19 protein-coding genes and 1 pseudogene are annotated in these 25391 nt (G+C 67.3%); 4 read left to right on the forward strand and 16 right to left on the reverse strand.

Annotated features, from left to right (window positions below; genetic code table 11):
* Positions 1-17: 17 nt before the first annotated feature.
* The 13 genes from IAE34_RS13595 to IAE34_RS13655 are packed head-to-tail and all read right to left on the reverse strand — an operon-like array spanning position 18 to position 15403.
* Entirely contained in the window at positions 18-1940 is a 1923-nt protein-coding gene (locus IAE34_RS13595; protein WP_200139474.1) for a hypothetical protein, read from the reverse strand.
* Complete coding sequence (locus tag IAE34_RS13600; RefSeq protein WP_200139475.1) at positions 1937-3241, reverse strand: lipopolysaccharide biosynthesis protein; 1305 nt, start codon at positions 3239-3241, stop codon at positions 1937-1939. The genes IAE34_RS13595 and IAE34_RS13600 overlap by 4 nt, the downstream gene beginning before the upstream one ends.
* Complete coding sequence (locus tag IAE34_RS13605) at positions 3238-4248, reverse strand: polysaccharide deacetylase family protein (RefSeq protein WP_200139476.1); 1011 nt, start codon at positions 4246-4248, stop codon at positions 3238-3240. The genes IAE34_RS13600 and IAE34_RS13605 overlap by 4 nt, the downstream gene beginning before the upstream one ends.
* 9 nt (positions 4249-4257) lie before the next feature.
* Entirely contained in the window at positions 4258-5394 is a 1137-nt protein-coding gene (locus IAE34_RS13610) for a glycosyltransferase (RefSeq protein WP_200139477.1), read from the reverse strand.
* Positions 5387-6352 carry a glycosyltransferase family 2 protein gene (locus tag IAE34_RS13615; RefSeq protein ID WP_200139478.1) on the reverse strand — a complete coding sequence of 322 codons (966 nt, stop codon included), beginning with the start codon at positions 6350-6352 and terminating at the stop codon, positions 5387-5389. The genes IAE34_RS13610 and IAE34_RS13615 overlap by 8 nt, the downstream gene beginning before the upstream one ends.
* Entirely contained in the window at positions 6349-7719 is a 1371-nt protein-coding gene (locus tag IAE34_RS13620) for an O-antigen ligase family protein (RefSeq protein ID WP_200139479.1), read from the reverse strand. Before IAE34_RS13620 ends, IAE34_RS13615 begins: the two co-directional genes overlap by 4 nt.
* Positions 7716-8912 carry a glycosyltransferase gene (locus IAE34_RS13625; RefSeq protein WP_442793233.1) on the reverse strand — a complete coding sequence of 399 codons (1197 nt, stop codon included), beginning with the start codon at positions 8910-8912 and terminating at the stop codon, positions 7716-7718. Before IAE34_RS13625 ends, IAE34_RS13620 begins: the two co-directional genes overlap by 4 nt.
* The gene (locus tag IAE34_RS13630) at positions 8909-10483 is read right to left on the reverse strand and encodes a GumC family protein (RefSeq protein ID WP_200139480.1); all 1575 of its coding nucleotides are present in this window, start codon (positions 10481-10483) and stop codon (positions 8909-8911) included. Before IAE34_RS13630 ends, IAE34_RS13625 begins: the two co-directional genes overlap by 4 nt.
* A 17-nt stretch (positions 10484-10500) precedes the next feature.
* A complete protein-coding gene (locus IAE34_RS13635; protein ID WP_200139481.1) occupies positions 10501-11568 on the reverse strand; it encodes a polysaccharide biosynthesis/export family protein in 1068 nt (355 codons plus the stop codon).
* An 11-nt stretch (positions 11569-11579) separates the two neighbouring features.
* Positions 11580-12233: a cobalamin biosynthesis protein CobQ gene (locus IAE34_RS13640; protein ID WP_200139482.1), complete on the reverse strand. Its 654-nt coding sequence runs from the start codon at positions 12231-12233 to the stop codon at positions 11580-11582.
* A gap of 1 nt (position 12234) precedes the next feature.
* Positions 12235-12981, reverse strand: a complete 747-nt coding sequence (locus IAE34_RS13645) for a sugar transferase (protein WP_200139483.1) — start codon at positions 12979-12981, stop codon at positions 12235-12237.
* Positions 12978-14042, reverse strand: a complete 1065-nt coding sequence (locus IAE34_RS13650) for an NAD-dependent epimerase (RefSeq protein ID WP_200139484.1) — start codon at positions 14040-14042, stop codon at positions 12978-12980. The genes IAE34_RS13645 and IAE34_RS13650 overlap by 4 nt, the downstream gene beginning before the upstream one ends.
* Positions 14039-15403, reverse strand: coding sequence for a UDP-glucose dehydrogenase family protein (locus IAE34_RS13655; protein ID WP_200139485.1), 1365 nt, complete (start codon positions 15401-15403; stop codon positions 14039-14041). Before IAE34_RS13655 ends, IAE34_RS13650 begins: the two co-directional genes overlap by 4 nt.
* Before the next feature lie 380 nt (positions 15404-15783).
* Between IAE34_RS13655 and IAE34_RS13660 the strand changes: the two genes are divergently transcribed.
* Positions 15784-17448, forward strand: a complete 1665-nt coding sequence (locus tag IAE34_RS13660; RefSeq protein WP_200139486.1) for a sulfatase-like hydrolase/transferase — start codon at positions 15784-15786, stop codon at positions 17446-17448.
* Between the two features lie 97 nt (positions 17449-17545).
* Here IAE34_RS13660 and IAE34_RS13665 read toward each other — a convergent pair whose 3' ends face one another.
* Positions 17546-18865: an MFS transporter gene (locus tag IAE34_RS13665; protein ID WP_200139487.1), complete on the reverse strand. Its 1320-nt coding sequence runs from the start codon at positions 18863-18865 to the stop codon at positions 17546-17548.
* Positions 18866-19026: 161 nt separating this feature from the next.
* Between IAE34_RS13665 and IAE34_RS13670 the strand changes: the two genes are divergently transcribed.
* Positions 19027-20124, forward strand: coding sequence for a sugar diacid recognition domain-containing protein (locus IAE34_RS13670; RefSeq protein ID WP_200139488.1), 1098 nt, complete (start codon positions 19027-19029; stop codon positions 20122-20124).
* 236 nt (positions 20125-20360) lie between these two features.
* A complete protein-coding gene (locus tag IAE34_RS13675) occupies positions 20361-21503 on the forward strand; it encodes a glycerate kinase (RefSeq protein WP_200139489.1) in 1143 nt (380 codons plus the stop codon).
* A gap of 30 nt (positions 21504-21533) precedes the next feature.
* On the opposite strand, the gene IAE34_RS24765 is transcribed toward IAE34_RS13675, so the two are convergent.
* On the reverse strand, positions 21534-22289 hold the full coding sequence (locus IAE34_RS24765; protein WP_442793234.1) for a methyl-accepting chemotaxis protein: 756 nt from the start codon (positions 22287-22289) through the stop codon (positions 21534-21536).
* A gap of 102 nt (positions 22290-22391) precedes the next feature.
* Positions 22392-23678, reverse strand: a pseudogene (locus IAE34_RS24770) (PDC sensor domain-containing protein); the annotation flags it as partial.
* A gap of 283 nt (positions 23679-23961) precedes the next feature.
* Between IAE34_RS24770 and IAE34_RS13685 the strand changes: the two are divergent.
* Positions 23962-25281 (forward strand): Na+/H+ antiporter family protein, encoded by a 1320-nt coding sequence (locus IAE34_RS13685; protein ID WP_200139491.1) that lies wholly within the window; start codon positions 23962-23964, stop codon positions 25279-25281.
* Positions 25282-25391 lie beyond the last annotated feature (110 nt).

The following is a 25391-nucleotide window of genomic DNA, read 5'->3' on the forward strand; positions in this document are numbered from 1 at the left end:
CTCCGCTGGGTGACCACTCATCGGGCGTCTCGAGACGCGTTCCAGGTCAGGGCGAACAGCGTCTGCCCTGGCAGTTGAAAGCTCACTTGGCCCTGGCGGCAGTCCACTTGGCCGGTGCGCGGGCGGTTGTCGGGGCCGAACAGTTCCAGTTGCACCTTGGCGCAGCGGCCCAGGCTCAGCTCGACCTGCTGCAGGCGGTCGGCCTTGTTGACGCCCAGCAGGCTGCGCCGGCGTGCGTCCGCCATGGCCAGGGCATCGACCTCGAAGGCGTCGTTGTCCAGGGTCAGCACCTGGCCGAGCCAGTGGCGCTGGATGAACTGCTGGGCCAGGCCGACCGGCTTGAGTTCGAAGCGGTCCTCGTCCAGCACGCGCACCATGCCCTTGGGCCACTGGGGCTCGTCGGCGACGTGAAACCAGTTGAGCATGTCCAGCAGCCCGTCGGCCGAGGCGTTGATCACCACCGAGGCCCACCACAGGCCGGCGTAGTGGCTGTCCTGCTCGTAGGGGCTCAGGGTGGAGCCACTGGACAGGTTGGTCTGGTCGATCAGCAGCGCCTTGCGCGGCCGGCCCTGGGCGTCCAGGCCCACCAGCGCGGCGGCCTGGCGTACGCTGTCGCGGTAGCTGCGGGTGGCCAGCAGGTCGCGCACCATCCACTCGTGCCAGGCCAGGGCGTCGATTTGCGCATCCTGGTCCTGGAGCAGGCGACGTGCCCACGCCAGGCCCTGGCGCTGTTTGCTGTCGCGGGTGAACGGCCCGCCGACCAGGCGTGAGGAGGCTGGCATGGCGATGCGTACACCCGCCTCGTAGGCGCCGGGCCAGGCGCGCACGCGCTCGGCCATGGCACGGAAGAAGTCGCGATAGCTGGCGTAGTCGCGGTAGTTGAGGTTCGGCTCGTCGGCGAAGGCGAGGTAGTGCAGGCCCTGGCCGCCCAGGCGGGCGGTGGCGGCCAGCCAGGCGTCCAGGCCGTCGTGGCTGAGGCGATCGGCGGCGAATTCGGCGCGCCGCCTGCTGCCGGCCAGCAGGGTGATGTCCTGGGTGATGGCGAAGCGCCTTTGATACAGGCGACGCCAGCTGTCCTCGTAGTCGGGCTGGTGGGCCAGCACGTCCATGAAGCTGTAGTAGCCGGCGGCCTGCGGACGCAGTGCGTCGAGCACCGGGAAGCTCGACGGCGGCGGCAGCACGTAGGGCAGGTTGACGCCCAGCAGCGGCGTACGGCCCAGTACCCGGTCCTGCAGGCGCAGGCGTACCTGGCCGGGCAGGTTGGCGACGTCGCCCAGCTGATCGGCGCGCTGGGCGAACAGGTTGGCAGTGCCGTCCAGCCAGAACGCCGCCTTGCCACGTCCCTGCAGGCGCAGGCGCCAGACCTGCTCCTGGGGGCTGACCGGAAGCGCCTGCTGGTCGAACTGCCAATAGGCCGGGTAGGGCCGCAGCGCCAGGTTCACCTGCAGGCCATCGCTCAGACGCTGGGCCGAGAGCCCGCGCACGCCGCCGTGAAACTTGCCGGCCAGGCGGGCACGTTCGCCGGCCTTGACCCGGAAATACAGCTCCACGCCGGGATCGACCTCGGCGCTGAAGTGCACCTTGGCCGGGGCGAACTGGGCGCGGGTGCTGTCGCTGTGGACCACCTGGTAGTCGCGGAAGCTGTAGCCCGGCACCTCGAGTCGATACGGACCGTCGCTGGCGCTGAGCGCCCAGCGCTGTTCGCCGCGAACTTCTTCGGCGCTGATGCTGCGCTCGCCGCGCAGTCGACCATGGCCATCGAGCAGATAGAGGTGCTCGGCATTGGCATCGGCCTGCCAGGCCGGCCGCCAGCGCACCAGCAGGCTGTCCTCGGCCTCGGGTTGCAGGTACAGGCTGCCATCACGTAGGTCGCCCCATTGCAGGTCGGCCGCCTGGATCGACGATGCGGCCAGCATCAGCGCCAGCAGCCAGCGCTTCATGCCGCGCTCCGTTGCAGCAGCCCGCGCAGCGGCGCGAGGTCGCTGGGCAGCATGATCAGGGTATGGCGCAGTCGCACTCCGCTGAGCCGGCAATACAGCACCAGCATGGCCACGGTCACGCTCAGGTAGGCGATGGACGAGGCGGCCGCGGCGCCAACGATGCCCCATTGGGGAATCAGCAGCACGTTGAGCAGCAGATTGCCCACCGCGCCGACGGCCATCATCAGCGACACCGCGCCCGGCCGGTGCTTGCCCAGCAGGTCCAGGCGCAGGATGCTCGCGTGGCACAGCCCCAGCAGCCCGGGCAGCAGCGCCAGCAGTGCCGGATAGGCCGGTTGATAGGCCGCGCCGAACAGGGTGACGATCAGCCACTGGCCGATCAGCGCCATGCCCAGGCACGCCCCGAGCATCACCGTGGCGGTCAGGCGCAGGGCCAGCGGGGTGAGCCTGTCCATGCCGGCGTCTTGTTGCAGCAGGCGCTTCATCAGGGGCGTGGTGACGGCTTCCGGGACGATCAGCAGCAACTCGGCAGCGGCGCTGGCCATGGCGTAGTGGCCCAGGGCGGTGCTGCCGAGCAAGGCGCCGATCAGCAGATAGTCGGCGCGCAGGAGCACTTGCTGGCACAGCAGGTCCGGGTGGCTCCTGGCACTGTAGCTGAGCAGTTCGCGTTGGCCGCTGCGGTCCCAGCGCAGTGTCAGCCGATGGTCGCGGCGCAGCCACCACAGACCCAGCGCGAGGACCAGCGCGAGCCCGGCCAGCCAACTGATCAGCGCCGCTTCCAGGGCGTGCTCGCGCCACATCCAGAACAGGCCGAGGAACAGCAGCAAGGGCAGCAGTGACTCGCTCAGGCGCAGCCCATTGAATGCGCCGACGCCGCCGCTGGCGTTGTGCAGGGTGAGCAGGCCGCTCTTGAGCACGGTCATGGGCACGGCCAACAGCAGCAGCCAGGCCATCAGGCCCAGTTGCGCCCTGATGTCCAGTTCGCCGCCGACGCTGCGTGCCAGGGCCACGCAGATCAGCGTCAGCGCGCTTGCCAGCAGGCACCCGTAGACCAGCACCTGGGTGAGCAGCAGGCCCATGTCGCGCTGCTTGGCGGCCTGGTAGCCCACGGCGCTGTTCAGGCCGCCGCTGGTGGCGGCGCTGATCAGCTCCGGCAGGGTGCTGAGCAGCGCGAACAGGCCGCGCTCGCTGGGGCCGAGAATGCGTGCCAGCAGGACGTTGCGCAGCAGGCGCAGGGCGATCATCGCCAGCTTGGTGCCCATGCTCAGCAGCAGGTGGCGCAGGTAGGGGCCATCGCTCATGCCCGGCCCCCTCGCGCGATGCGCCAGGCCAGCAGCGAAGGGTGGCTGGCACTGCGCTGGCTGACCCCGACGCGCGGTAGCGCCAGCGGATCCTGCAACCCTCGGCAGATGCCCGGGCGGGTACTCAATGCATAGGGGTAGTGGTGCGCGGCGACCCGCGCGCGCACCCGTGGGTCGTGGTCGCCATTGGGGTAGCAGTACACCGGCAGCGGTCGCCGACAGCCCTGTTGCAGGGCCGCGTGGCTGCGCTGCACCTCCTCGTCCAGGCGCTGGTCGTCCAGGCCGGGCAGCAAGGCATGGCTGGCACCATGGGGGCCGAACCGTACCAGCCCCGAATCTTCCAGTTGGCGCACCTGCCGCCAGTCCATCGCCTGGGGCAGGGACTCTGCCGGGCAGGCATCGGTGAGCTGGTGCAGCGCCTGCGCATCGAGGCCCTTGAGGCTCTGCAGGTAATGCGCCAGGACCTGGCTGCGGCGATACTCGGAGCCTGGCAGCAGATAGGCCGCCGGCACTGGCCGGCCGAGCTTTCGCAGGTGTTCGAGGAGGCTCAGGCGAGCGGGCTCGCCATGGCTGCCCCACAGGGTCTCGCCGACGCTTTCCCACCAGAAGCGCTGACGGCTGCCGATGTAGTCGGTGGACAGGAAGATGCTGGCCGGAACCTGATGCTTGTGCAGCAGCGCGAAGGCCTGGCTGGCGTTGTCGCGCCAGCCGTCGTCGAAGGTCAGGGCAACCTTTGGCCGCTGGCTGCCTCGAGGGGTGGCCTGGCTTTCCAGCAGCTCCATCAGCCCGACGCACTCGAAATGTCGCGGCAACCAGCGCAGCAGGCCATCGAAGGCCGTGGCGCCGACGCACAGCTCGTTGCGGTGGGGCAGGGCAGCGCTGGCGTCATCGGCCAGCACCCGGTGCAGCATCAGGATCACCCCGGCGCCGCGCAGGTCGTCGCGGGCTCTGGGCGAGTGCAGGTAGAGCCAGCCACCGGCCTGTTTGATGCGCATCTTGATCGGCATGTCCATCGCTCATCGGTTCTGGTCGGGGTTCCATTGCGGGTAGCTGTGCCCGCGCAGGAACTGCCACAGGCCCACGCACATGCCGGCCAGGGTCACCAGCACGAAGGCCGCCAGGCGCAGGACTCTGGGCCGGCGCGGGCCGGGGTAGAGCAGACCGAGCACGGCGGCGCCGTAGCCCAGCGCTTGCGCGGCGAGCGTCAACTGGTAGAAAGGCGACTGGCCGATCAGGCACAGGTTGGCCAGCAGCAGCGGTAGCAACAGCACTGGGGCCAGACGGCGGATCAGCTTGTGGCTGATCAACGCGATGGCGTACAGGCCATGGCGCCTGGGGTCGAGCAGCGCGCGCCGTGCGGCCAGGCTCTGCAGGCCGCCGACGGTGACCCGCTGGCGGCGCCTAAACTGCTTGTCGGCCTCGTCCACGCCCTGATCCAGCACGACGGCCTGGGGCACGTAGACGATGCGTTTGCCGGCTGCCGGGGCGCAGGTGCTGATGTAGAAGTCGTCATTGACCTGCGGTGGAATCGCTTGATAGAGCGGTCGACGCAGGGCCAGCAAGGCGCCGTCGGCCGAGACCATGCAGCCGGTGCGGTTTTCCACCTGGCGCACCCAGGCTTCGTAGTGGCGGTACAGGCTGTCGCCCAGGCTCAGGCCGTCGCCGGGCGTGGGGATGACCATGTGTCCGGCCGCGGCGCCCACCTCGGGGTCGGCGAAGGGCGCCAGCAGCAGGCCCAAGGTGGTGTCGGACCACTGGTTGTCGGCATCGGTGAACACCAGGATATCGCCGTGGCACTGGGCGACGGCGGCGTTCAGCGCACCGGCCTTGCCCAGGCGCGGCAGGTCGAGCACCTGCACCCGCGAGTCGTCCGACGCCCGGGCCAGGTCGACGGTGCGGTCGCTGGAGCCGTCACTGGCGACGACCACCTGCAGCTCGGCAGCGCGGTAGTCCTGGTTCAGCACACTGGCGAGCTTGGCCTGGATGTGCCGTTGTTCGTTGTGCGCGGCGATCACCACGCTGACCCGCTGCGCCGGCAGGCTACCGTACGTGCGCCTGGGGAACAGCGGCGCGGCCAGGGTCAGCAACAGCGGATAGCCGACCCAGGCATAGACCGGCAACAGCACGCATAGCCAGAAGAGAGTTTCAGCCACGGGCCGGCCTCCTTGCGCTGCGGTTGCACAGGCTCAGCACGAAGGCCGCGCCGGCGATGTGCAGGCGCAGGGCATGCAGCACGAACAGTTGCAGGGTGAACAGCGGGTCGCGCTGGGCCAGGCTCTGGCGCAGGGCCAGAGCCAGCGCGGGCAGGGCAGCGGCCAGCAGCAGCCCGGTCGCCAGGCCGAAGAAGCCGCACAGCAGGGCCGACAGCCCCAGCGCATCCATCAGCCACACCCCCATCGACAGCAGCGGAAAACGCAGCAGGCGCAGGCTCGCCCCATGGCTGCGCAACAGTTGCAGGTGACTGCCCTGGCGCCACAGTTCCTTGCCGATCCATTCCCCCCAGCTGCCCTCGAAGCCCCAGTGCAGCACGGTGGGCTGGGACACCAGGCGCAGGCGCGCGCCGGCCTGGTGCAGGCGCAGGGTGAAGTCCTTGTCTTCACCGGTGCGCAGGTCCTCGTCGAACCCTCCCACGCGCTCGAACCAGGCGCGCGGCATCAGCAGGTTCGGCGTCGGCAGCCAGGCGCGCGCCTGGACCGGCTGACCATCGCGCGAGGTGCGCCGCTGCCAGGCATGGGCGAACCACGGCGCCTGGCTCGGGGTGATGCAGTCCAGGGCGAAGACATCGCCCTGCTCCTGGCGGTGCAGGTGCAGCAGTGACGCCAGCCAGTCGTCCGGCACCTCGATGTCGGCGTCGAGAAACGCCAGCCACTGGCCCCGGCCAATGGCGGCGCCACGGTTGCGCAGCGTAGCGATCGACACGCCCGGCAGGCTCAGCACCTGGGCGCCGTGGTGCTGGGCGATCGCCGGGCCGGCATCGCGCGAACCGTTGTCGACGACGATCAGCTCGCACTCGAGCCCAGCCCGGTGTGCGGCGCGTCGTGCCGCCTGCAAGGTACGGCCGATGTGCCGGGCTTCGTCGAACATCGGGACGACGATACTCAACAGACTCATGCTCTGGTCTCCAGGGGGCGGGCATCACGGGCCTGGCCCAGCAGCACGCTGGACAACGCCAGCATCATCCACAGGTACTTGTGGCTGGGGGCACTGAGGAACATCAGGAACATGCCGATCGCCAGCATGCACATGGTCAGGTGGGTGAGCAGGTCGGCGCGCTCCCGGTCGCCCGCCGCGCGCCAGGCCGCGCGCGCCTGCCAGAAGTTGCGCAGGGCCAGGGCGATCATGCCGACGAAGGCCAGCCCGGCCGGTACGCCGGTTTCGCTGAACAGTTCCAGGTAGGTGTTGTGGGCACGGCGGTAGAGGTCGGTGGCCTTGCTGTTTTCCGGCGCGAAGGCCTTGGAAAAGCCGGTGTCGGCATAGTGCAGCGGGAAGGTGCCGGGGCCGGTGCCCAGCAGCGGACTGTGGGCGATCATGCGCTGGCCCACCACCAGGTAGGACGAGCGCCGTCCCAGGGATTCGTCCTGGTGCGCATTGACGCCCGACTTGAGCAGCATCAGCGATTCGATCCGCTCGGCGTAGCCGGCGGGCATCAACGCCGCCCCCAGCGGCAGCACCACGGCGATGCCCAGCAGGGCGAAACCCAGGTGCCGCGGCCGGATGCGCGTCAGTTGTTCACGGTAGTTGTACAGCAGGATGCCCAGGCTGATCAGCAGCACCACCAGGCCCGAACGCGATTCGGTCTTGGTCATGCCCACCAGCAGCAACAGGCAGCAGCCGGCCCAGCACAGCTTGAGCAGCAGGTGCCGGGTCTTGAGGGTCAGCCACAGCCCCAGCGGCAGGGCGATGGTGATCAGCAGGGCGAAGGCATTGGGGTCGAGCATGGCCGAGGCACGGCCCTGCTCTTGGTACTTGGTGGAGAAGATGGCGAACAGGCAGGTGACGCAGACGCTGACCGTGATCAGCCGGGCGAGCAACGGCAGGTTGAGATCGCGCCCCACCAATAGAGTGATGACGAACACCACCAGCCCCACCAGCAGCTCGCGCAGGTGCACCAGCGATAGACCCAGGCTGTCGCTGGTCCACAGGCTCAGCAGGTAAAGGGCCATGAACGGTAGCAGCAGGCGCCACTGGTTGCTGCGCAGACGTTCGCCCGGCAACTGGCGCACGGCCAGTTGCAGGCTGAGGATCAGCACCAGGCCTACGCCGATCAGCTTGGCGCCGGACACCAGGCTTTCCTTGAGCAGCCCCTCCAGCGGCACCAGCGCGGCGATCGCCAGCAGGCCCCAGGCCGGTTTGCGGTACAGCGCCAGCGCGCCGGCCAGGCCGACCACCGCGCCCGGTGCCAGGAACGGGTAGGGACTGGCCAGCAGGCCCAGCGACAGCAGGGCGACCAGGCCCACCAGCGACAGCGGGATGATCATGCGACGACCTCCTGGGTGACGCCTTCGTACACGCGCACCCAGCGGCGAGCCAGGGTCGGCAGGTGATGCCGCTCGCGCTGAGTGCGCCGGGCGCGGGCGATCAGTTCGCCGGCCTGGCCGGGGTCTTGCAGCAGCGCATACAGGTGGGCACCCAGCTCCTCCACGGCCAGCGGGGCGGCGAGCAGCCCGTTGTGGCCGTGTTCGATGACGTCCGGCACGCCGCCGACGGCGAATGCCACTACCGGCACGCCCTGTTGCATGGCTTCGAGCAGGATCATCGGCGTGCCCTCGGTGCGCGAGCTGATCACCAGCGCATCCAGGCGCTGCATCCAGGCGGGCATGTCGTGCTGGAAGCCGGGCAGGGTGATGCGCTCGGTCAATCCGGCGGCATCGATACGGGCTTGCAGGCTGGCGCGCTCCGGGCCCTCGCCGAGCATCACCGCGTGCAGCTGCGGCAGGCGGCGGCACAGGGGAATGAGCGCGTCGAGAAACAGGTCCGGGCCTTTTTCGCTGGACAGCCGGCCGACATAGCCTGCCAGTCGGTGAGGGCTGCCCGAGGTGGCCGGCTGCGGTATTGCCGTGCGGTTCTCGGCGACGCCGGCGTCATCGAGCGCCGCGCTACCCGTGCAGTGCAGGTGCTCGGCTGCCTCCTGCGGCAGGTCTGCAGGTCTGGCCACGCCTGCCGGCGTCGGCAGGCCGTTGGGAATGACGTGCAGCTTGCACGCGGGCACGCCGGCTTGCACGTGCAGACGGGCGATGCTTTGCGCCACGCAGACCACACCGGTCACTGCGCGGGTACGGCACAGTTGCAGGCTTAACCAGGTGTAGAAGCGCTGCTTGCGGCTGCGCGGAGTGAACCCGTGCTGGGTGGTGATCAGCGGCAGCCGCCACAGGGTCGCGGCCAGCCAACCGAACAGCAGGCCTTTGAAGTTGTGGCTATTGAGCAACGGCCGCTCGCCGCGCCGCGCCTTCACCTGCTGCAGCAGCGGTCCTAGACCGGGGCACAGCTGGCAATCGACCTCGGCCTGTCGAAAGCGCGCCAGCAGCTCGGCCGGTGCCTGGAGAAACAGCACCTGGTGCCGGCCTGGCGTGCCCAGGCAATGGTCCAGGAGCATGCGCTCGGCGCCGTAGAACCCGCCGCTGCTCAGCAGGTGCAGGATCGGCCGGCCAGCGGCGGGCACGGCGGCGTTCAATGCCGCACCCAATGCAGCAGGCGCGGCAGCGACCAGCCCTTGTGCGGATTGTCTCGCGCCGGGGTCTGGTCGTTGATCACCAGCAGCACCGGCAGGTTCAGCGCCTGGCCGATCTGCGCCGGATGCTTGAAGCGGTGATCGAAGAACTCCTTCACATAGACCAGCGCAATGGCCAGCAGCAGACCGGTCACCAGCCCGAAGGGAATGATCAGCCCCGGCTTGGGGAAGGAGGCCTTGGACGGCTCGTAGGGCGCGCTGAGGACTCGCGCGTTCGACTGGCTGCCGTCGAGCAGGCCCTGGCCGCGGCTTTCCTCGTAGCGCTGAGCATAGGTGGAGAAGGCCTTGTGCAGGGCGTCGATCTCGGTGTCGAGCTGGCGCGTCCTGCTCTGGGTCTCGCGCAGCTCGGTGATGCGCTGCTTGTACTCGGCGATGCGCTCGGTCTTCTGCTCGATCACCTGCTGGGTCACGGCCAGGTCCTGCTGACGCTCTCGGATGCGGTTCTCGACGATCTTGAGGAACTGCCCGCGCAGCTGGGCGATCTGCTGGCGGGCGATGACCATCTGCTCGGCGTTGGGCTGGAACACCGTGGCGTCGCCGTTGTAGCGCGCCAGCTGAGTGGTCAGCTGCTCGCCCAGCTGCTTGATCTCGCGGTCCTCGAAGGCGATGTTGTCGACCGTGGTGGTGAAGGTGTAGGGGAAGGCGTAGTCGGCCATCTTCGCCTTGCTGGCAGCGGCCAGCGCACCTTGCAGGTAGTCGAGCCATTGCTGGTTCTGCAACTGCCGGTCGCGTTGCAGGTTCAGCGCCTGCTCCTCGGTATTGATCGCATTGAGGCGGAAGGTGATTTCCTCCTTGGGATCGGACGAGGCGATGGCCGCCAGCAGGCCGAGACGTTGACGTTCCAGGTCGTCGAGGCGGGCCTGGTAATGCAGCTTCTTCTGTTCGTAGAAGGTCTCGGGCAACTCGTTGGATTGCAGGTCCTGGCGATTCTTCAGGAAGTTGTCCAGCAGGCGCGCCACGAACAGCGTGCCGACATGCGCGTCGTCGGCGCTGTAGGTGATGGAGATCACGTTCGAACCGGGCAGGGTCTCGACTTTCAGGTCCTTGACCGCCTGGTCGGTGAGGTCGTCCAGCTGGCTGTCACGCTCATTGGCCACCGTCTTGCCCAGCAGCCGTTGCAACGGCTCGGTTACCCCGTGGCGCAGGGGGTCGATCAGGGTTCGGCGCAGCAGGCCCGGTTCGACCGGGTACTGGCCCTCCTGGCGCAACTGGCCGAGGGTCTGACGAATCAGCGTCGGCGAGCGCAGGATATTGCTTTCGGTCTCCATGTCCGCCAGGGACGGCGGGATGAACTGGTCGGCCTGCTGGCCCAGCGACGAGGTGGTGTCGCTTTGCGAGAGTTTCTTGGACTGGACGATCACCTCGGCGGTGATGTCGAAGCTCTGCTTGAGCACCAGCGGCAGGATCAGCGCGATCACCGCGAAGATCAGGAACACCCGCTTCACCAGCTGACGGTTGGCGAAGAAGATGCGGAAGAACTCGTGCACGTAGTTTTCTTTCGGTTGTGTGGTCATGGCTGGTGCTTCCCCGATCATTGGCTCGCCGACGTGCCATCGGCGGTCGAACTGCGGCGGTCGTTGTTGTCCTTGTTGTCCAGCCGGTAGCCGAAGCTCACGCCGATGCCCTGGAACAGGATCACGTCGGCCAGTTGCCGGGACAGCTCGCCGGCGCTGGCCAGGGCGGTCTTGGGCACGTAGAGCATGTCCTCGGGCTGCAGGTAGGCGATCGCCTGGCTCTTGCCCGACAGCGCCTGGTCGACGTCGTAGGAATAGGCCTGAACGGTGTTGCCGTTGCGGCGCATGATCATCACCGAGCCGAGCTTGGCCTTGAGGGTCGGGCCACGGGCCAGGGTCAGCGCTTCGAGCACCGAGACCGGTCGGCGGATCTGGAAGGCGCCGGGCTGGCCCACTTCACCGAGCACGTAGATTTCGTTGGCGGCGGTGGACTTGAGCAGCACGTCGACGCTCATGCGTCCCGGCAGGCTGGCATAGCGGGCGTTGAGGTCATCGCGCAGCTGGTTGACGGTCATGCCCTGCAGGGGTACCGAGCCGATTTCCGGGAAGGTCGCGCGGCCATCGTTGCCCACCGTGATGTCGCGGCTCATGCCGGTGCCGGGGTGGGTCAGGGCGTTCTTCAGGTTGATCTCGTCGGTCATCGGGCTGAGCACCCGCACGGTGACCTGGTCGCGGTTGGGCTTGAACACGCGCTTGTCGCGGTAGGCCTGGCGAATGGCGCTCTCGGCGTCGGCCGGGGTCAGGCCTTCGACGCGCACCGAGGCGTTGGTCGAGGGCAGGGTGATGCTGCCGTCGGGCTGAACCAGTTGCTGGCCATTGAGGCCACTGGCGGCCAGGAAGTTCAGGTCCAGGGTGTCGCCGGACTGGATGCGGTACACACCCGAGGTGCGGTTGCTGACATGGAAGATCACTTCCAGCACGTCCTGCGGGCGCAGCACCTGTTCGCGCCGGGCCACTTCGGTGGCCTGGTTCTCGGCGGGGGGCGCGGTGAGGATCTGCACCGGCATCTGCCGGCTCTCCTGGCTGGCGCACCCGGCCAGGGCCAGCACGCACAGGGCAATCGTGGGGTATCTCGAGGCAATCATCGCGTGCGTCCTCAAAGGTGGTCGTACAGCCACTTGGGCATGTAGTACTTGCGCTGGTTGAAGACGCTGCCGATCAGCTGGGCGCCGGCCTGGGCCAGGCGTTGGGCCGCGGCCTGGGCCACCTCGAAGCGGGTCTGCTCGGCGCGCACCACCAGGATCACCCCGTCCACCAGGGGGCCGAGGGTCAGGCTGTCGGCGCTGGCATAGACCGCTTCACCGTCGATCACCACGAAGCGGTACTGGGCAGCGAACTGGCGCAGCAGCACGCGCACGCGGTCCGGATCCAGGCGCTGGCGGCCACGTTCGAAGGTTCCGGCCGGCAGCACGTCGAAGGGCTGGTCGGACAGGTGCACCACGCAATCCTGGGCCAAGGGTGGGGTGTCCAGGTCGAACAGCAGGTCGCTGTAGCCACGCAACTTGCCCAGCCCCAGTTGCCTGCTCAGGCCTTCGGCGCTGGCGCTGGCGTTCGCGTCGATCAGCAGCACGGCGCCAGCGCTCATCTGCGCCAGCTGGCTGGCGAAGGCCAGGGTGCTGGTGCTGGTTCCGGTGCCGGTATTGGCGGCGGTCAGCAGCAAGGTACGCTGGTCGAGATCCAGGACAGTGGCGGTGAGGTTGGTCTCGCTCGGGTTGGCGATGCTCAGGCGTCTAGAAGTGGAACCGTCCATCTCAACTTGCTCCATGGCCAGTGAAAACCTTGAACGGAGTCTTGAGCAGGATCTTCAGGTCCAGTATCAGGCTCTGTTCGTTGATGTAGCTCAGGTCCAGCTCGACGCGCTGGTCGAAATCGATGTCGCTGCGCCCGGAGATCTGCCACAGGCCGGTCATGCCGGGGTAGATCGCCAGCCGTGCCAGGTGGTTGTCCTTGTAGCGGTAGGCGTTGAACGAGGTCGGGCGCGGGCCGACCAGGCGCATGTCGCCGGTGACCACGTTGATCAGGTTGGGCAACTCGTCCAGGCTGCTGCGCCGCAGCCAGCCACCCACCGCGGTGATGCGCGGGTCCTTGTCGATCTTGAAGTCGATGGCGTCGGCGCCATGCTTGTTCAGGTGGCGCAGCGAGTCCTTGAGCGCCTCGGCGTCGGCCACCATGGTGCGGAACTTGAACATGCCGAACAGGCGCCCGCGATAACCGGTGCGGCGCTGCACGAAGAACACAGGCCCGGGACTGGAGTGCTTGATCATCAGCGCCAGGCTCAGCAGCAGCGGCGACAGCACCAGCAGCAGCCCCAGCGCCGCCACGCACGAGAGCACGCGGTTGGTGCGCGACAGCGTCCACGGGCGCCCGCCGATGCGGCCGGTGATCCAGCCCCGGCCCTGCATGTGGATGGCCGCATCGATGCGTTGCCGATGGGCCGGGTCCAGGCGTTTGTCCTGGTACAGCGCCTGAAACGCAGCGCCCTTGGGTTGTCCGGTCATATCGCCCTCCGTTGTTGCGCGTGCGCCGTTCGAGGCGCGCCGTCTGCCGCGGCGTTCGCGTAGTAGGCCTGGAACCAGGCGACGAAGCGGCCCAGGCCTTCGTCGAGGCCCACCTGGGGCGTGAAACCGGTGGCGCGGGCCAGGGCGCTGGCGTCGGCGCAGGTGGCCAGCACGTCACCCGGCTGCAAGGGCAGCAGCTCGATCACCGCACTGCGCTGCAAGTGCTTTTCCAGCAGCGCCAGGTAGTCGAGCAGCTCCACGGGACGTTGCCCGCCGATGTTGAACAGGCGCCACGGCGCCGGGCTGCTGGCCGCGTCCGGCGCGAAAGCGTCCCACTGCGCATTGCCGTGGGGCGGCAGGGGCATCAGGCGCACCAGGCTTTCGACGATGTCGTCGATATAGGTGAAGTCGCGCTGGTGGCGGCCATGATTGAACAGCTGGATCGGCCGCCCCTCGCTGATCGCCCGGGCGAACTGCATCGGCGACATGTCCGGGCGTCCCCAGGGGCCATATACGGTGAAGAAACGCAGGCCGCTGCAGGGAATGCCGAACAGGTGGCTGTAGCTGTGGGCCATGGCCTCGTTGGCTTTTTTCGTGGCGGCGTACAGCGACAGCGGGTGATCGACGCCATCCTCGACCCTATAGGGTGTGCGCTGGTTGGCGCCGTACACCGAGCTGGACGAGGCGTACAGCAGGTGCTGCACGGGGTGACGTCGGCAGCCTTCGAGGATGTTCAGAAAGCCCGCCAGGTTGCTGTCGAGGTAGGCCTGGGGATTTTTCAGCGAGTAGCGCACCCCGGCCTGTGCCGCCAGGTGCATCACCACGTCGGGGCGCTGCTCGGCAAACAGCCGGGCCACCGCATCACGATCGGCCAGTTGCACACGGTGCAGGTCGAAATCACCGGCCTGCTGGCACACCCAGTCCACTCGCGCCTGCTTCAGCGCGGGGTCGTAGTAGTCGTTGAAGTTGTCCAGCCCCAGCACCTGATGGCCGTCGCGTAGCAGGCGCAGGCAGGTGTGGGCGCCGATGAAACCGGCCGCGCCGGTGACCAGGACCTTCATGCTGCACCCATCGGCGCGGCCAGCTGATCCGGGGCGATGTGACGCAGGCCGATGCCGGTGTAGTGCAGGCCGTGGGCGGCCACTTGCTCGGGGTTGTACAGGTTGCGGCCATCGACGATCACCCGGGCGCGCAGCTTGCTGGCCAGCAGGGCGAAGTCGACCACCCGGAAGTTCTTCCATTCGGTGCAGATCACCAGGGCATCGGCGTCCTGCAGGGTGTCGTCGCGGGTGGCGCACAGTTGCAGATCGTCCCGGTAGCCGTACAGGCGCCGGCATTCGTCCATCGCTTCGGGGTCGTAGGCGCGCACCGTGGCGCCGGCGGCCCACAGCGCCTCCATCAGGTAGCGGCTGGGTGCCTCGCGCATGTCGTCGGTGTTGGGCTTGAAGGCCAGGCCCCACAGCGCGATGGAGGTGCCGGCCAGGCCGCCGAGGCGCTGTTCGAGCTTGGCGAAGAGGATGCGCCGCTGCCGGTCGTTGACGTCATTGACGCTCTGCAGCAGGCGCAGCGGCATGCCGCTGTGCTCGGCGGTGTGCAGCAGCGCACGGATGTCCTTGGGGAAGCACGATCCGCCGAAGCCGCAGCCGGGGTAGATGAAGTGGTAGCCGATGCGTGGATCCGAACCGATGCCACGGCGCACCGCCTCGATGTCGGCGCCCAGGTGCTCGCTGAGGTTGGCCAGCTCGTTCATGAAGCTGATGCGCGTGGCAAGCATGGCGTTGGCCGCGTACTTGGTCAGCTCGGCGCTGCGGTTGTCCATGAACATCAGCTTTTCATGGTTGCGGCAGAAGGGCGCGTAGAGCTCGGCGAGCTGGCCGTGAGCGATGGGGTCGTGGGTGCCGACGATGATGCGGTCCGGGCGCATGCAGTCGGCCAGCGCAGTGCCTTCCTTGAGAAACTCGGGGTTGGACACCACACGCACGTTCAGCTGCTCCTTGCCCTGACTGCGCAGGCACTCGCGGGCCAGTTTCAGCACCTGGTCGGCGGTGCCGACCGGTACCGTGGACTTGACGATCAGGGTGCGGTCGGCAGTCATCAGCTCGGCGATCTGCCGGGTGACGTCGAGCACATGGCTCAGGTCGGCCGAGCCGTCTTCGTCGGGCGGCGTGCCGACCGCGATGAAGATCAGCTCGGCGTGGCTGACCGCGTCGCTGGCCTGGGTGCTGAACAGCAGGCGGCCGTCGCGGGTGTTGTCCTCCAGCAGATCTGCAAGACCGGGCTCGCTGATCGGCGGTACACCCTGGCGCAGCTGGTTGATCTTGTGGGCATCGACGTCCACGCACAGCACCCGGTGGCCTACGTCGGCCAGCGCCGCCGCTTGTACCAGGCCCACGTAACCTGTGCCAAAAACGCTCACGTCCATGTCGGCTTCCCTCATGAAATCGAGTAAGGGGGATAACAGTGTGTTGTCGGTATAGCGCACCCTAACAGATAATCGTCAAAGTAATGGCATGTTTCGTCCAACTTACAGTGCCTAATGACAAGGCCACTTGCCACTAAGCCCATGACTGGCGCAGCTTTGCGCTGAAATCAGGCTTTTTTCAGGTGAAACGTTTAGCCGATGAACGGTTGAAAGCCGCATGGATAAAGGGGTTCGTCGATAGACTGGAAAAATTCACCGACGTTTTCAAAGCCGGAATATGGCGTCATTAAACCGACGGGAAATTGACTTTTTCATGTTGAGATTTGTTTCAACAATGCTACGGTTGCTTCAATCTCTTCCTCATCGGAGCCTTCCCGACCATGCGTGGCTGGATCAAATCGGGCCTGTTGCTGGCCTACCTGGCAAGCTTTCACGGCTATTACTTCGAGCGCATCCAGGCTCTCGGGCTCGGTCTGCCGTTGCTGCTCTACCTGGGCCTGGCCAGTGGACTCGCAGTCGCGCTGCTGCTGGCTGCCTGGATACGGCCGGGCTGGCTACGCTGGCCGCTGGCGCTGGCCTTCGCGGTGGGCGGGCTGTTCTTCGATGCCTACCTGCGCATCACCGATTCCTACCTGACTTACAGCGCATTCGTGTCGATGGTCTATGCCGGCGGATTCGTTCACGAGGCATTCCAGCAGTACCACCAGGCGATCATGCTGGCCGCTGCCAGCGCGACGCTGCCGCTAGTGGGCATCGGCCTGCGGCCGGGTCCCGCGCCCCGTATGCCGGGATGGTTGCCGCTGGCGGCACCGCTGCTGGGCCTGGCCTTGCTGGTCGGCATGTTGTTCGTGCGGGCCGGCGAGGGCGCTCGGGGGCTGCCGGTGATGTACACGCCGCTGGCCTACCTGAGCCTGTTCGGCTATGAGGCGCTGCAGGATCGGGTCGGGCCGCGCGAGCCGGTGAAACTGACGCAGTCGGCTGCGCCGCTGGCCCGTGACATCGTGCTGGTGATCGACGAGAGCATCTCGGGCAACTACCTGGACCTGAACACGCCCGCGGGCGTCACCAGCCAGTTGCTGCTACCTCACCCAGGGGTGGACGTGGTCAACTTCGGCTACGCCGCGTCGGTCGCCAACTGCAGCGCCGACACCAACGTGACCTTGCGCTACGGCGGCACACGTGAGGACTACCAGCGAATGAACTCGACGCTGCCGTCGATCTGGCAGTACGCCAAGCGTGCAGGCCTGGGCACGGTGTACCTCGATGCCCAGCGCACTGGTGGCAACCTGCAGAACCTGATGACCGAGACGGAAAAGCAGGACATAGACCACTTCATCCAGTTCAACGCCAGCGCGGTGGTGGACCGCGACATGGCGGCGCTGCAACGGCTGGTCGAGCTGCTCGGCGATGGCCAGCCACAGCTGATCGTGATCAACAAGCTCGGCGCGCATTTCCCCGTGCACGACAAGTACCCCGATGCCTTCATGACTTACCGCCCAGCCTTGCCGCGCGGACGCTTCCAGGACGTGGCCGACACCGGTTCGCGCGAGGGTTTCGATGGCAGCGTCCAGGCCTGGACGCTGTACCGCAACGCCTACCGCAATACCCTCGCCTGGAACGTCGGCGAGTTCTTCCGCCGCCTGTTCGCCGAAGCCGACCTCAGCCAGGCCGTGGTGATCTACACCTCCGATCACGGCCAGGACCTGCACGAGCGTGGCAATGCCGGGCTGAACACCCATTGCGACAGCGATCCGGTGATGGAGGAGGGCCTGGTGCCGCTGGTGGTGATCCAGGGGCAGGGCGTGAAGGGGCTGGACTGGCAGGCGCACCTGGCGCAGAACCGCAATGCCTCCAGCCACTACAACATTTTCCCCACCCTGCTGAAGTTGATGGGTTACGACAGCACGCAAGTGGCGGCGCTGTACGGGCCTGCACTGGATCAGCCGACCCAGGATCCGTTCACCTTCAACGTGCGGTTCAATGCGCGGCTGGGGGCCAAGCCGGACTTCCGGCACATCGACCTGAGTCGGATCGTGGTGCCCTAGAGGGTCGTGATGGGCATGGCAGCGGTGCCTGGACCGGACACCACCGCCCATGGCGGACCGGTCGTCGCGTCGACCAGCCCCCATGGCGCAGCGACGGCTACAGCGAGGTCTTGCCGGCGCTGCGCGATACGCGCAGGGCCACCAGGCTGCCCACCACGATCAGGCCGGCCAGCGAATACAGCGCTGCATCGGTCGAGCCGGTCTGGTCCTTGATGAAGCCCACCAGGTAGGGGCTGAGAAAGCCCGCCATCTGCCCCACCGAGTTGATGATCGCCAGGCCCGCCACGGCGGCGCTGGCGCTGAGCAGGGCGGTGGGCATCGGCCAGAACATCGGCAGGCCGGTCAGTGCGCCCATGGTGGCGATGGACAGGCCGAGCAAGGCCAGGGTCGGATTGCCGGCGAAGTTCACCGCGATCAGCAGCCCCACAGCGCCCATCAGCATCGGCACCACCAGGTGCCAGCGCCGCTCGTTGCGCAGGTCCGCCGAGCGGCCCACGAGGATCATGAACACCCCGGCCAGCAGGTACGGAATCGCGCTCAGCCAGCCGATCAGCAACGGGCTGTCGAAGCCCAGGCTCTTGATGATCGAGGGCAGCCAGAAATTGATCGCATAAACCCCGCTCTGGATACAGAAGTAAACGAAGCCGAAGGTCCAGATCAAGGGGTTGGTGAGCACCGCCAGCACGCTGTCGCCGGTGGTGGACGGTTTGCCCGCGGCATCGGCGGCCAGGTCGTTGGCGATCAGCTGGCGCTGCGCGTCGCTGAGCCAGGGCGCCTTGTGGTAGCCGTCGCTGAGCAGGAACGCTGCCAGGATGCCGAGCGCCACGGTCGGCACACCCTGGATCAGGAACATCCACTGCCAGCCGGCCAGGCCGTGCTGGCCAGCCGCGAAATGATCGAGGATCCAGCCGGAGAAGGGTCCACCGAGCAGCCCCGACACCGGGATCGCCGACATGAACAAGGCCATGATGCGGCCACGGCGGTCCGCCGGGAACCAGCGCGACAGGTACAGCACCACGCCCGGGAAGAACCCGGCCTCGGCGGCGCCGGTGAACAGCCGCAGCACGTAGAACTCCATGGGCGTGGTGACGAACAGCAGACAGGTCGACAGGCTGCCCCAGGCGATCATCATCACCGCGATCCAGCGCCGTGGGCCGAAGCGGTTGAGCGCCAGGTTGCTCGGCAGCCCGCACAACACGTAGCCGATGAAGAAGATGCCTGCGCCCAGGCCGTAGATGGTCTCGCTGAACTTCAGCGCATCGAGCATCTGCAGCTTGGCGAAGCCGACGTTGACGCGGTCCAGGTAGTTGAACAGGTAGCAGATGAAGATGAATGGGATCAGTCGCAGGGTGATGCGCCGGTACAGGGCGTCGCGGCTGGGGTCGTGGCCTTGGTCAGGGGCAGGGCTGTGTGCCATGATGAAGTTCTCTGTTGTTATGATGATCACCGCGGCGCCTGTTCCGGCGCTCGCCCGAACGAGTCTCGGCGAGCCGGGCGCTGCTGTCTTTGTGCGTCTGCACAGCGCGGGGCGCTCGCCACTGTGCCACGGAACGAAGCCTGCCACTGCAAGGAACCCCCATGTTCGAACTTGACCACGACCTGGCCCAGGACATCGTCGACCGGGCGATGGCGATCCTGCCTTGCAACGTCAATGTCATGGACAGCCAGGGCCTGATCCTGGGCAGCGGCGAGCCGGAGCGCATCAATACCCGCCATGAAGGTGCGCAACTGGTGCTGGCCAACGGGCGCATCGTCGAGCTCGACAGCGAGGCGGCCAAGTGCCTGAAGGGCGTGCAACCGGGCGTCAACCTGCCGCTGATGCTCGACCAGCGACTGATCGGCGTGCTCGGCCTGACGGGCGATCCGCAGCTGTTGCGCACCTACGGCGAACTGCTGCGCATGACCGCCGAGATGCTCCTGGCCCAGCGGCACCAGCAGGTCCAGCAACAGTGGCGACGTCAGCGCTGCGACGACCTGCTGGCCTTGCTGCTGGGCGGCAGCGGTGAATCGCCGCGGCTGGTGGACGAAGCCCGGCAACTGGGCCTGAAACCGCAACTGGCGAGAATCCCCTGCTTGTTCGAGCTGGCGTCCGGGCCGCCTGCCGAAGCGCTGTCGGCCTGGCTGGGCGATCGCTACCCGGACAGCTGGTGCGTGAGCCCGGCGCGGCAATCGCTGCTGTGGTGCCGGCCTGCCAGCGTGGCGCTCGACGAAACGCGCCTGCTCGAGCGCCTGCAGCGCCAGGGTTGGCAGGTCCAGCGCCTGGCCATCGGTGCGCCGGCGCCCAGCGTCGAACAATTGCGCCGCGGCTACCGACGGGTTCGTGACCTGTTGGCCTACGGTCGCGAAGTGGTGCCGGACGAGCCTGCGCTGAACCTGGCACGTTACCGGCTGCCGGTGCTGCTGTGGCGTCACCGCCACGACGATGCCCTGGACGAGTTGCTCGAGCCGTTGCAGCGGCTGATCGCCAAGGACGCCAGCGGACAATTGCTGCTGACCCTGCGCACCTGGTGCGCCCACGATGGACAGAGTCAGGCCTGCGCCGATGCGTTGGGCATTCACCGCAACAGCCTGCGCTATCGCCTCGAACGCATCGCCGAACTGGGTGAAGTGGACCCCCTGCGCCTGGAAGGTCTGCTCAGTCTCTATCTGGGGCTGCAATTGCTGCCGGCCTCCTAGTGTGGTGTATCACAAGTAAAGGCTATGAATGCCGGCGCTTTTCATGCTCATGGGGCGCCTTGCCTGAGCATGAAAAACACTCGGCCTTCATCAGCGCCACTTGTGAAACACCCCACTAGGCGCTGGCGAGGTCACGGGCGTTTGCCCAAACCCGGGCGCCTGCGGTTGTGCATCGGACAGAGGCTGGCCGCCGGCGTAGCTGTCAGCATGCCGTGCAACAGGACAGGAGAATCCCCATGAAGATCGTCATCGCCCCCGACTCGTTCAAGGACAGCCTCGATGCGGCCGGCGTCGCCCGCGCCATCAGCGCCGGACTGGCCAAGGTCTGGCCGCAGGCAGAGCGTGTCGAATGCCCGATGGCCGACGGCGGCGAGGGCACCCTGGAGGCGATCGTCGCGGCCACCCAGGGCGAGCTGCGCCGCCAGGTGGTGCGAGGTCCGTTGGGCGCGCCGGTCGAGGCCAATTGGGGCTGGTTGGCGCACGAACGCACGGCGGTCATCGAGATGGCCCAGGCCAGTGGCATCCAGTGCATTCCCAGCGCCGAGCGCGACGCCTGCCGCAGCAGCACCTGGGGCACCGGTGAACTGATCGCCTCGGCGCTGGCGGCGGGCGCGCGGCGCATCGTCCTGGCCATTGGCGGCAGCGCCACCAACGACGCTGGCAGCGGTATGCTGCGGGCGCTGGGCCTGCGTCTGCTCGATAGCCAGGGCCAGGCGCTGGAGGAGGGCGGTCTGGCCTTGTCGCGCCTAGCGCGCATCGATGCCAGCGACCTGGACCCACGCCTGAGCGAAGTGCGGGTCGAAGTGGCCGCCGATGTCGACAATCCGCTGTGCGGCCCTAACGGTGCTTCGGCCGTGTTCGGTCCGCAGAAAGGTGCGTCGCCCGAACAGGTGGAGGCGTTGGACCATGCCCTGGGACATTTCGCCGACCACTGCGCGCACCTGCTGGATGAAGACGTGCGCGATTTCCCCGGTTGTGGCGCAGCCGGTGGCATGGGCTTCGCCGCCAAGGCGTTCATGGGCGCCCAGTTCCGTCCCGGGGTCGAGGTGGTCGCCGAGCTGGCCGGGCTGGAGACGCTGATGCAGGGCGCGGACCTGGTGATCACCGGCGAAGGCCGCTTCGACGCCCAGACGCTGCGCGGCAAGACGCCGCTGGGGGTAGCGCGCATCGCCCAGCGCCACGCGGTGCCGGTGGTGGTGATCGCCGGCACGCTGGGCGAGGGCTTCGAGACGCTGTACAGCCATGGCATCGATGCCGCCTTCGCCCTGGCCAGCGGCCCCACCAGCCTGGAACGCGCCTGCAGCGAGGCGCCGGCGCTGCTGCAGGCGCGCGCCGAGGCCATCGCGCGCCTGTGGCAGGTGGCGCAGGCCCGCCGCTGAGCGTCCCGGCCGCTGCGCGCGCCGCTGGCCTCATACCCGGAACGGGTCCATCAGCGCTTGCTGCTGATTGGCCAGGCTGTTCAGGGTCTGGCTGACCCGCGCCGACTCGTTGGCCTGGCTCGACAGCGATTCGGTGACGTCACGGATGGTCGCCACGTTGCTGTTGATCTCCTCGGCCACCGCGCTCTGCTCTTCGGCTGCCGAGGCGATCTGCAGATTCATGTCGGTGATCACCGTCACCGCCTGGCCGATGCGCTGCAAGGCACTGACGGCCTGGCCGACCTGGTCGACACCGCCCTGAGCCTGGCGGTGGCTGCTGTCCATCGCGCCGACCACATCGCGGGTGCCGACCTGCAGCGACTCGATCACCTGACGGGTTTCCTCAACCGACTCCTGGGTGCGTCGGGCCAGGTTGCGCACTTCGTCGGCGACCACGGCGAAGCCGCGTCCGGCCTCGCCGGCACGGGCCGCCTCGATGGCTGCGTTGAGTGCGAGCAGGTTGGTCTGCTCGGCGATGGAGCGGATGACCTCCAGCACCGAGCCGATCTTCTCGCTGTTCTGCGCCAGGCCCTCGACCTCGGCCATGGCACGGCTCATCTCGCTGGCCAGGGCGCCAATACCCTGGGTGGTCTGCTCGATCACCGCCAGGCCCTGGCGTGTGGCCTGATCGGCCTCGCGTGCCGCCTGGGCCGCCTGGGCGGCGCTGCGGGCGACGTCCTGGGCCGTGGCGCTCATCTCATGGGAGGCGGTGGCCACCTGATCGACCTGGCGGTATTGCTGCTCCATCCCAGCGCTGGTCTGGCTGGCGATGGCGGCGGATTGGTCGGCGGTGGTGCGCGCGGCCTGCACCGAGCGCTTGACCTCGGCGATGGTCGGCTGCAGCTTGTCCAGGAAGCGGTTGAACCAGCCGGTCAGTTGGCCCAGTTCGTCGCGCTTGTCGTAGGTCAGGCGGCGGGTCAGGTCGCCTTCGCCGCTGGCGATGTCTTCGAGCATGGCCGCCACGCCGAGGATCGGCCGCGTCACGCCACGCGCCATCAGCCAGACCGCGAGCAGCCCGGCCAGGGCGGCGCCCAGGCCCAGGGCCAGTTCCATCAGCGTCCCGCTGGCGTTCATGGCGTCGAGCTGCTGCTCGAGCGCGTCGGCTGGCCCGGTCAGGGCGCTCTGCGGTGCGTCGAGCACCACGCCCCATGGCTTGCCACCGGGGATGGGTGCGAAGGCCGCCAGCACTTTCAGGCGTTTCTCGCCTTGCACCACCTGCAACTTGCCGTCCGCCAGCTTGCGCACCAGCTCCGCGCCCTGGCGGGTATCGACCTGGTCGAAGCGCTTGGCCAGTTGGCTGGCGTCGGGGCTGTAGCCCGCCAGCAGGCCGGCCGGGCTGAGAATACCGATGCGGGTACGGCCCTCGTACAGCTCGCGGCTGGCGTTCTCGCTAAGCGCTTGCAGGCTGTCGAGATTGGTGTCGATCGACAGGGTGGCGATCACCTTGCCGTCCACCGCCAGCGGGAACACGATGCTGGTCATCAGCACCTGCTGGCCGGCGATTTCATAGAAGTACGGCTCCACCACGCAGACCTTGCCGGTGCTGCGCGGGCAGGTCCACCAGGTGTTGGCCGGTTCGCCGCTGGGGCCGTTGGAGGTGTCGGCGATGTCGCGTTCAGGCAAAGCCATGGCGGTCAGTTGCCCGACCTTGGGTTGCGACCAGTACAGGGCGAAGCGTCCGGCCTCGTTGCTGCCCAGCTCGGCCTGGCCCGCGAACAGGCTGTCCTTGCCGTCCAGCGCATTGGGCTCGAAGGTCAGCGACAGGCCGAGCAGGTCAGGGTTGGCCTGCAGCGCCGCCTGCACCTGGGCGGTGAGGTCCTGGCGCAGATCGAAGGCGTCGATGAAGCGCTTTTCGGCCTGCTCGCGCAGGAACAGCACCTGGCGGGAGAAACCGGCACCGTACTGATAGGCGTCCATGAACTGGCGCCGAATGCGCTGGGCCTGGACCTCGCCCTGGGCCTCGATGCGGGCCTGGGCCGACTCGGTGAGCATCTGCGTGCTGCGGGTCTTGACCAGCGCCGAGCTGTGCTGCATGCGGTACAACGACAGGCCGACGAGGAGGGTGACGATACTGGCCAGGCAGAGCCCGGCGAGCAGGGTGATCTTCCATTGGATGGACAGTTGACGCAACGGCATGGGGGCGTCCCTTGTGGTGACGAAGCGGGGTTCGCCGACTGTGTCGGCGTGCGCGGCGTTTTCTTTATGTCTGCGGGTCGGCCAGACCTGTGACGCTGCACGGCCAGGTGCAAGGGCTGGTTGGCGCAAATGCCCTGACTCGGCAGTTTTGACATCCAGGGCGCGGTGCTTCAGAGTGTGCGCCCTCAAGAATCACCCCATCCCTTTCGCTCCGGCCGCTGCCTTGCGCAGCCCGTCGCCGGACGCTGGCTATTGGTCTGTCGTCAACGAGGTATTGCACACCATGAATGCAGTGATTGCCGCGGTCGGTATCATGCTGGTACTGAGCCTGTCCCGCGTGCATGTGGTCATCGCCCTGATCGTCGGGGCCCTGACCGGAGGGTTGGTCGGCGGCCTGGGTATCGAAGGGACGCTCGCGGCGTTCAATGGCGGGCTGGGCGGCGGCGCCCCGGTGGCGTTGTCCTACGCGCTGCTAGGCGCTTTCGCCGTGGCCATCGCCAAGTCGGGCCTGGCCCATGCGCTGGCCGATCGTGCGCTGGCGATGATCGACCGTCAGGGTCATGGGCACAACGGTACGCTGAAGTGGCTGCTGATCGGCCTGATGCTGGTGGTGGCGGTGTCGTCGCAGAACGTGCTGCCCATCCACATCGCCTTCATTCCGCTGCTGGTGCCGCCGCTGCTGTACGTGCTGACCCGCTTGCGCATCGATCGACGGCTGATTGCCTGCGTGATCACCTTCGGCCTGATCACGCCGTACATCTTCCTGCCGGTGGGCTTCGGCAACATTTTCCTCAATCAGATCCTGCTCGCCAACGTGAGCCGCGCGGGAGTGGACGTCAGCGAGGTGAACGTCACCCACGCCATGGCCATCCCGGCCGCGGGCATGCTGGTGGGGCTGCTGCTGGCGGTGTTCGTGAGTTACCGACGCAAGCGCGACTACGATCTGGCGAAAATCGAAGAGGTCGAGCAGGTCAGCGTGCGCTACAACCCGGTGACGTTGCTGGTGGCAGGGGTGGCGATCGCCTCGGCCTTCATCATCCAGCTGTGGCTGGATTCGATGATCATCGGGGCGATGGTCGGTTTCGTGATCTTTTCACTGTCGGGGATCGTGCGCTGGAAGGACACCGACGACCTGTTCACCGAGGGGATGAAGATGATGGCGATGATCGGCTTCATCATGATCGCCGCCTCGGGGTTCGCCGAGGTGATGAAGGCCACCGGTGAGGTCAGGAGCCTGGTGGAGACGGCGGCGCAGTGGATCGACCATAGCAAGGGGGTCGGGGCGTTGCTCATGCTGTTGGTGGGGTTGCTGGTGACCATGGGTATTGGATCGTCGTTTTCGACGGTGCCTATTCTGGCGGCGATCTTCGTGCCGTTGTGTGTGCAGCTGGGGTTCGATCCGTTGGCCACGGTGTGCATCGTGGGGACTGCGGGGGCTCTGGGGGATGCCGGGTCGCCGGCGTCCGATTCTACGTTGGGGCCGACTTCGGGGTTGAATGTGGATGGGCAGCATCATCATATCTGGGATACGGTGGTGCCTACTTTCATTCATTACAACTTGCCGTTGTTGGGGTTTGGGTGGGTGGCGGCCATGGTGCTTTGACGGGGTTTCGGGTGGTTGGGTGGTTGGGTATTTAGGTGGTGTGAATATCCGTTTGCTTGGTTGACGCTGATTCACCTTTTCGCTCTTACAGCGACCTACTTTTTCTCTTG

The organism is Pseudomonas sp. S30 (assembly GCF_016518545.1).
Lineage (GTDB): Bacteria > Pseudomonadota > Gammaproteobacteria > Pseudomonadales > Pseudomonadaceae > Aquipseudomonas.

Coding starts and splice junctions, on each gene's coding strand:
- IAE34_RS13660 (WP_200139486.1), top strand. CDS start 15,784: ATGCGTGGCTGGATCAAATCGGGCCTGTTGCTGGCCTACCTGGCAAGC.
- IAE34_RS13645 (WP_200139483.1), bottom strand. CDS start 12,981: ATGACCGGACAACCCAAGGGCGCTGCGTTTCAGGCGCTGTACCAGGAC.
- IAE34_RS13615 (WP_200139478.1), bottom strand. CDS start 6,352: ATGAGTCTGTTGAGTATCGTCGTCCCGATGTTCGACGAAGCCCGGCAC.
- IAE34_RS13635 (WP_200139481.1), bottom strand. CDS start 11,568: ATGATTGCCTCGAGATACCCCACGATTGCCCTGTGCGTGCTGGCCCTG.
- IAE34_RS13665 (WP_200139487.1), bottom strand. CDS start 18,865: ATGGCACACAGCCCTGCCCCTGACCAAGGCCACGACCCCAGCCGCGAC.
- IAE34_RS13655 (WP_200139485.1), bottom strand. CDS start 15,403: ATGGACGTGAGCGTTTTTGGCACAGGTTACGTGGGCCTGGTACAAGCG.
- IAE34_RS13685 (WP_200139491.1), top strand. CDS start 23,962: ATGAATGCAGTGATTGCCGCGGTCGGTATCATGCTGGTACTGAGCCTG.
- IAE34_RS13640 (WP_200139482.1), bottom strand. CDS start 12,233: ATGGACGGTTCCACTTCTAGACGCCTGAGCATCGCCAACCCGAGCGAG.
- IAE34_RS13630 (WP_200139480.1), bottom strand. CDS start 10,483: ATGACCACACAACCGAAAGAAAACTACGTGCACGAGTTCTTCCGCATC.
- IAE34_RS13620 (WP_200139479.1), bottom strand. CDS start 7,719: ATGATCATCCCGCTGTCGCTGGTGGGCCTGGTCGCCCTGCTGTCGCTG.
- IAE34_RS13650 (WP_200139484.1), bottom strand. CDS start 14,042: ATGAAGGTCCTGGTCACCGGCGCGGCCGGTTTCATCGGCGCCCACACC.
- IAE34_RS13670 (WP_200139488.1), top strand. CDS start 19,027: ATGTTCGAACTTGACCACGACCTGGCCCAGGACATCGTCGACCGGGCG.
- IAE34_RS13605 (WP_200139476.1), bottom strand. CDS start 4,248: ATGCCGATCAAGATGCGCATCAAACAGGCCGGTGGCTGGCTCTACCTG.
- IAE34_RS24765 (WP_442793234.1), bottom strand. CDS start 22,289: ATGGAGCAGCAATACCGCCAGGTCGATCAGGTGGCCACCGCCTCCCAT.
- IAE34_RS13600 (WP_200139475.1), bottom strand. CDS start 3,241: ATGAGCGATGGCCCCTACCTGCGCCACCTGCTGCTGAGCATGGGCACC.
- IAE34_RS13595 (WP_200139474.1), bottom strand. CDS start 1,940: ATGAAGCGCTGGCTGCTGGCGCTGATGCTGGCCGCATCGTCGATCCAG.
- IAE34_RS13675 (WP_200139489.1), top strand. CDS start 20,361: ATGAAGATCGTCATCGCCCCCGACTCGTTCAAGGACAGCCTCGATGCG.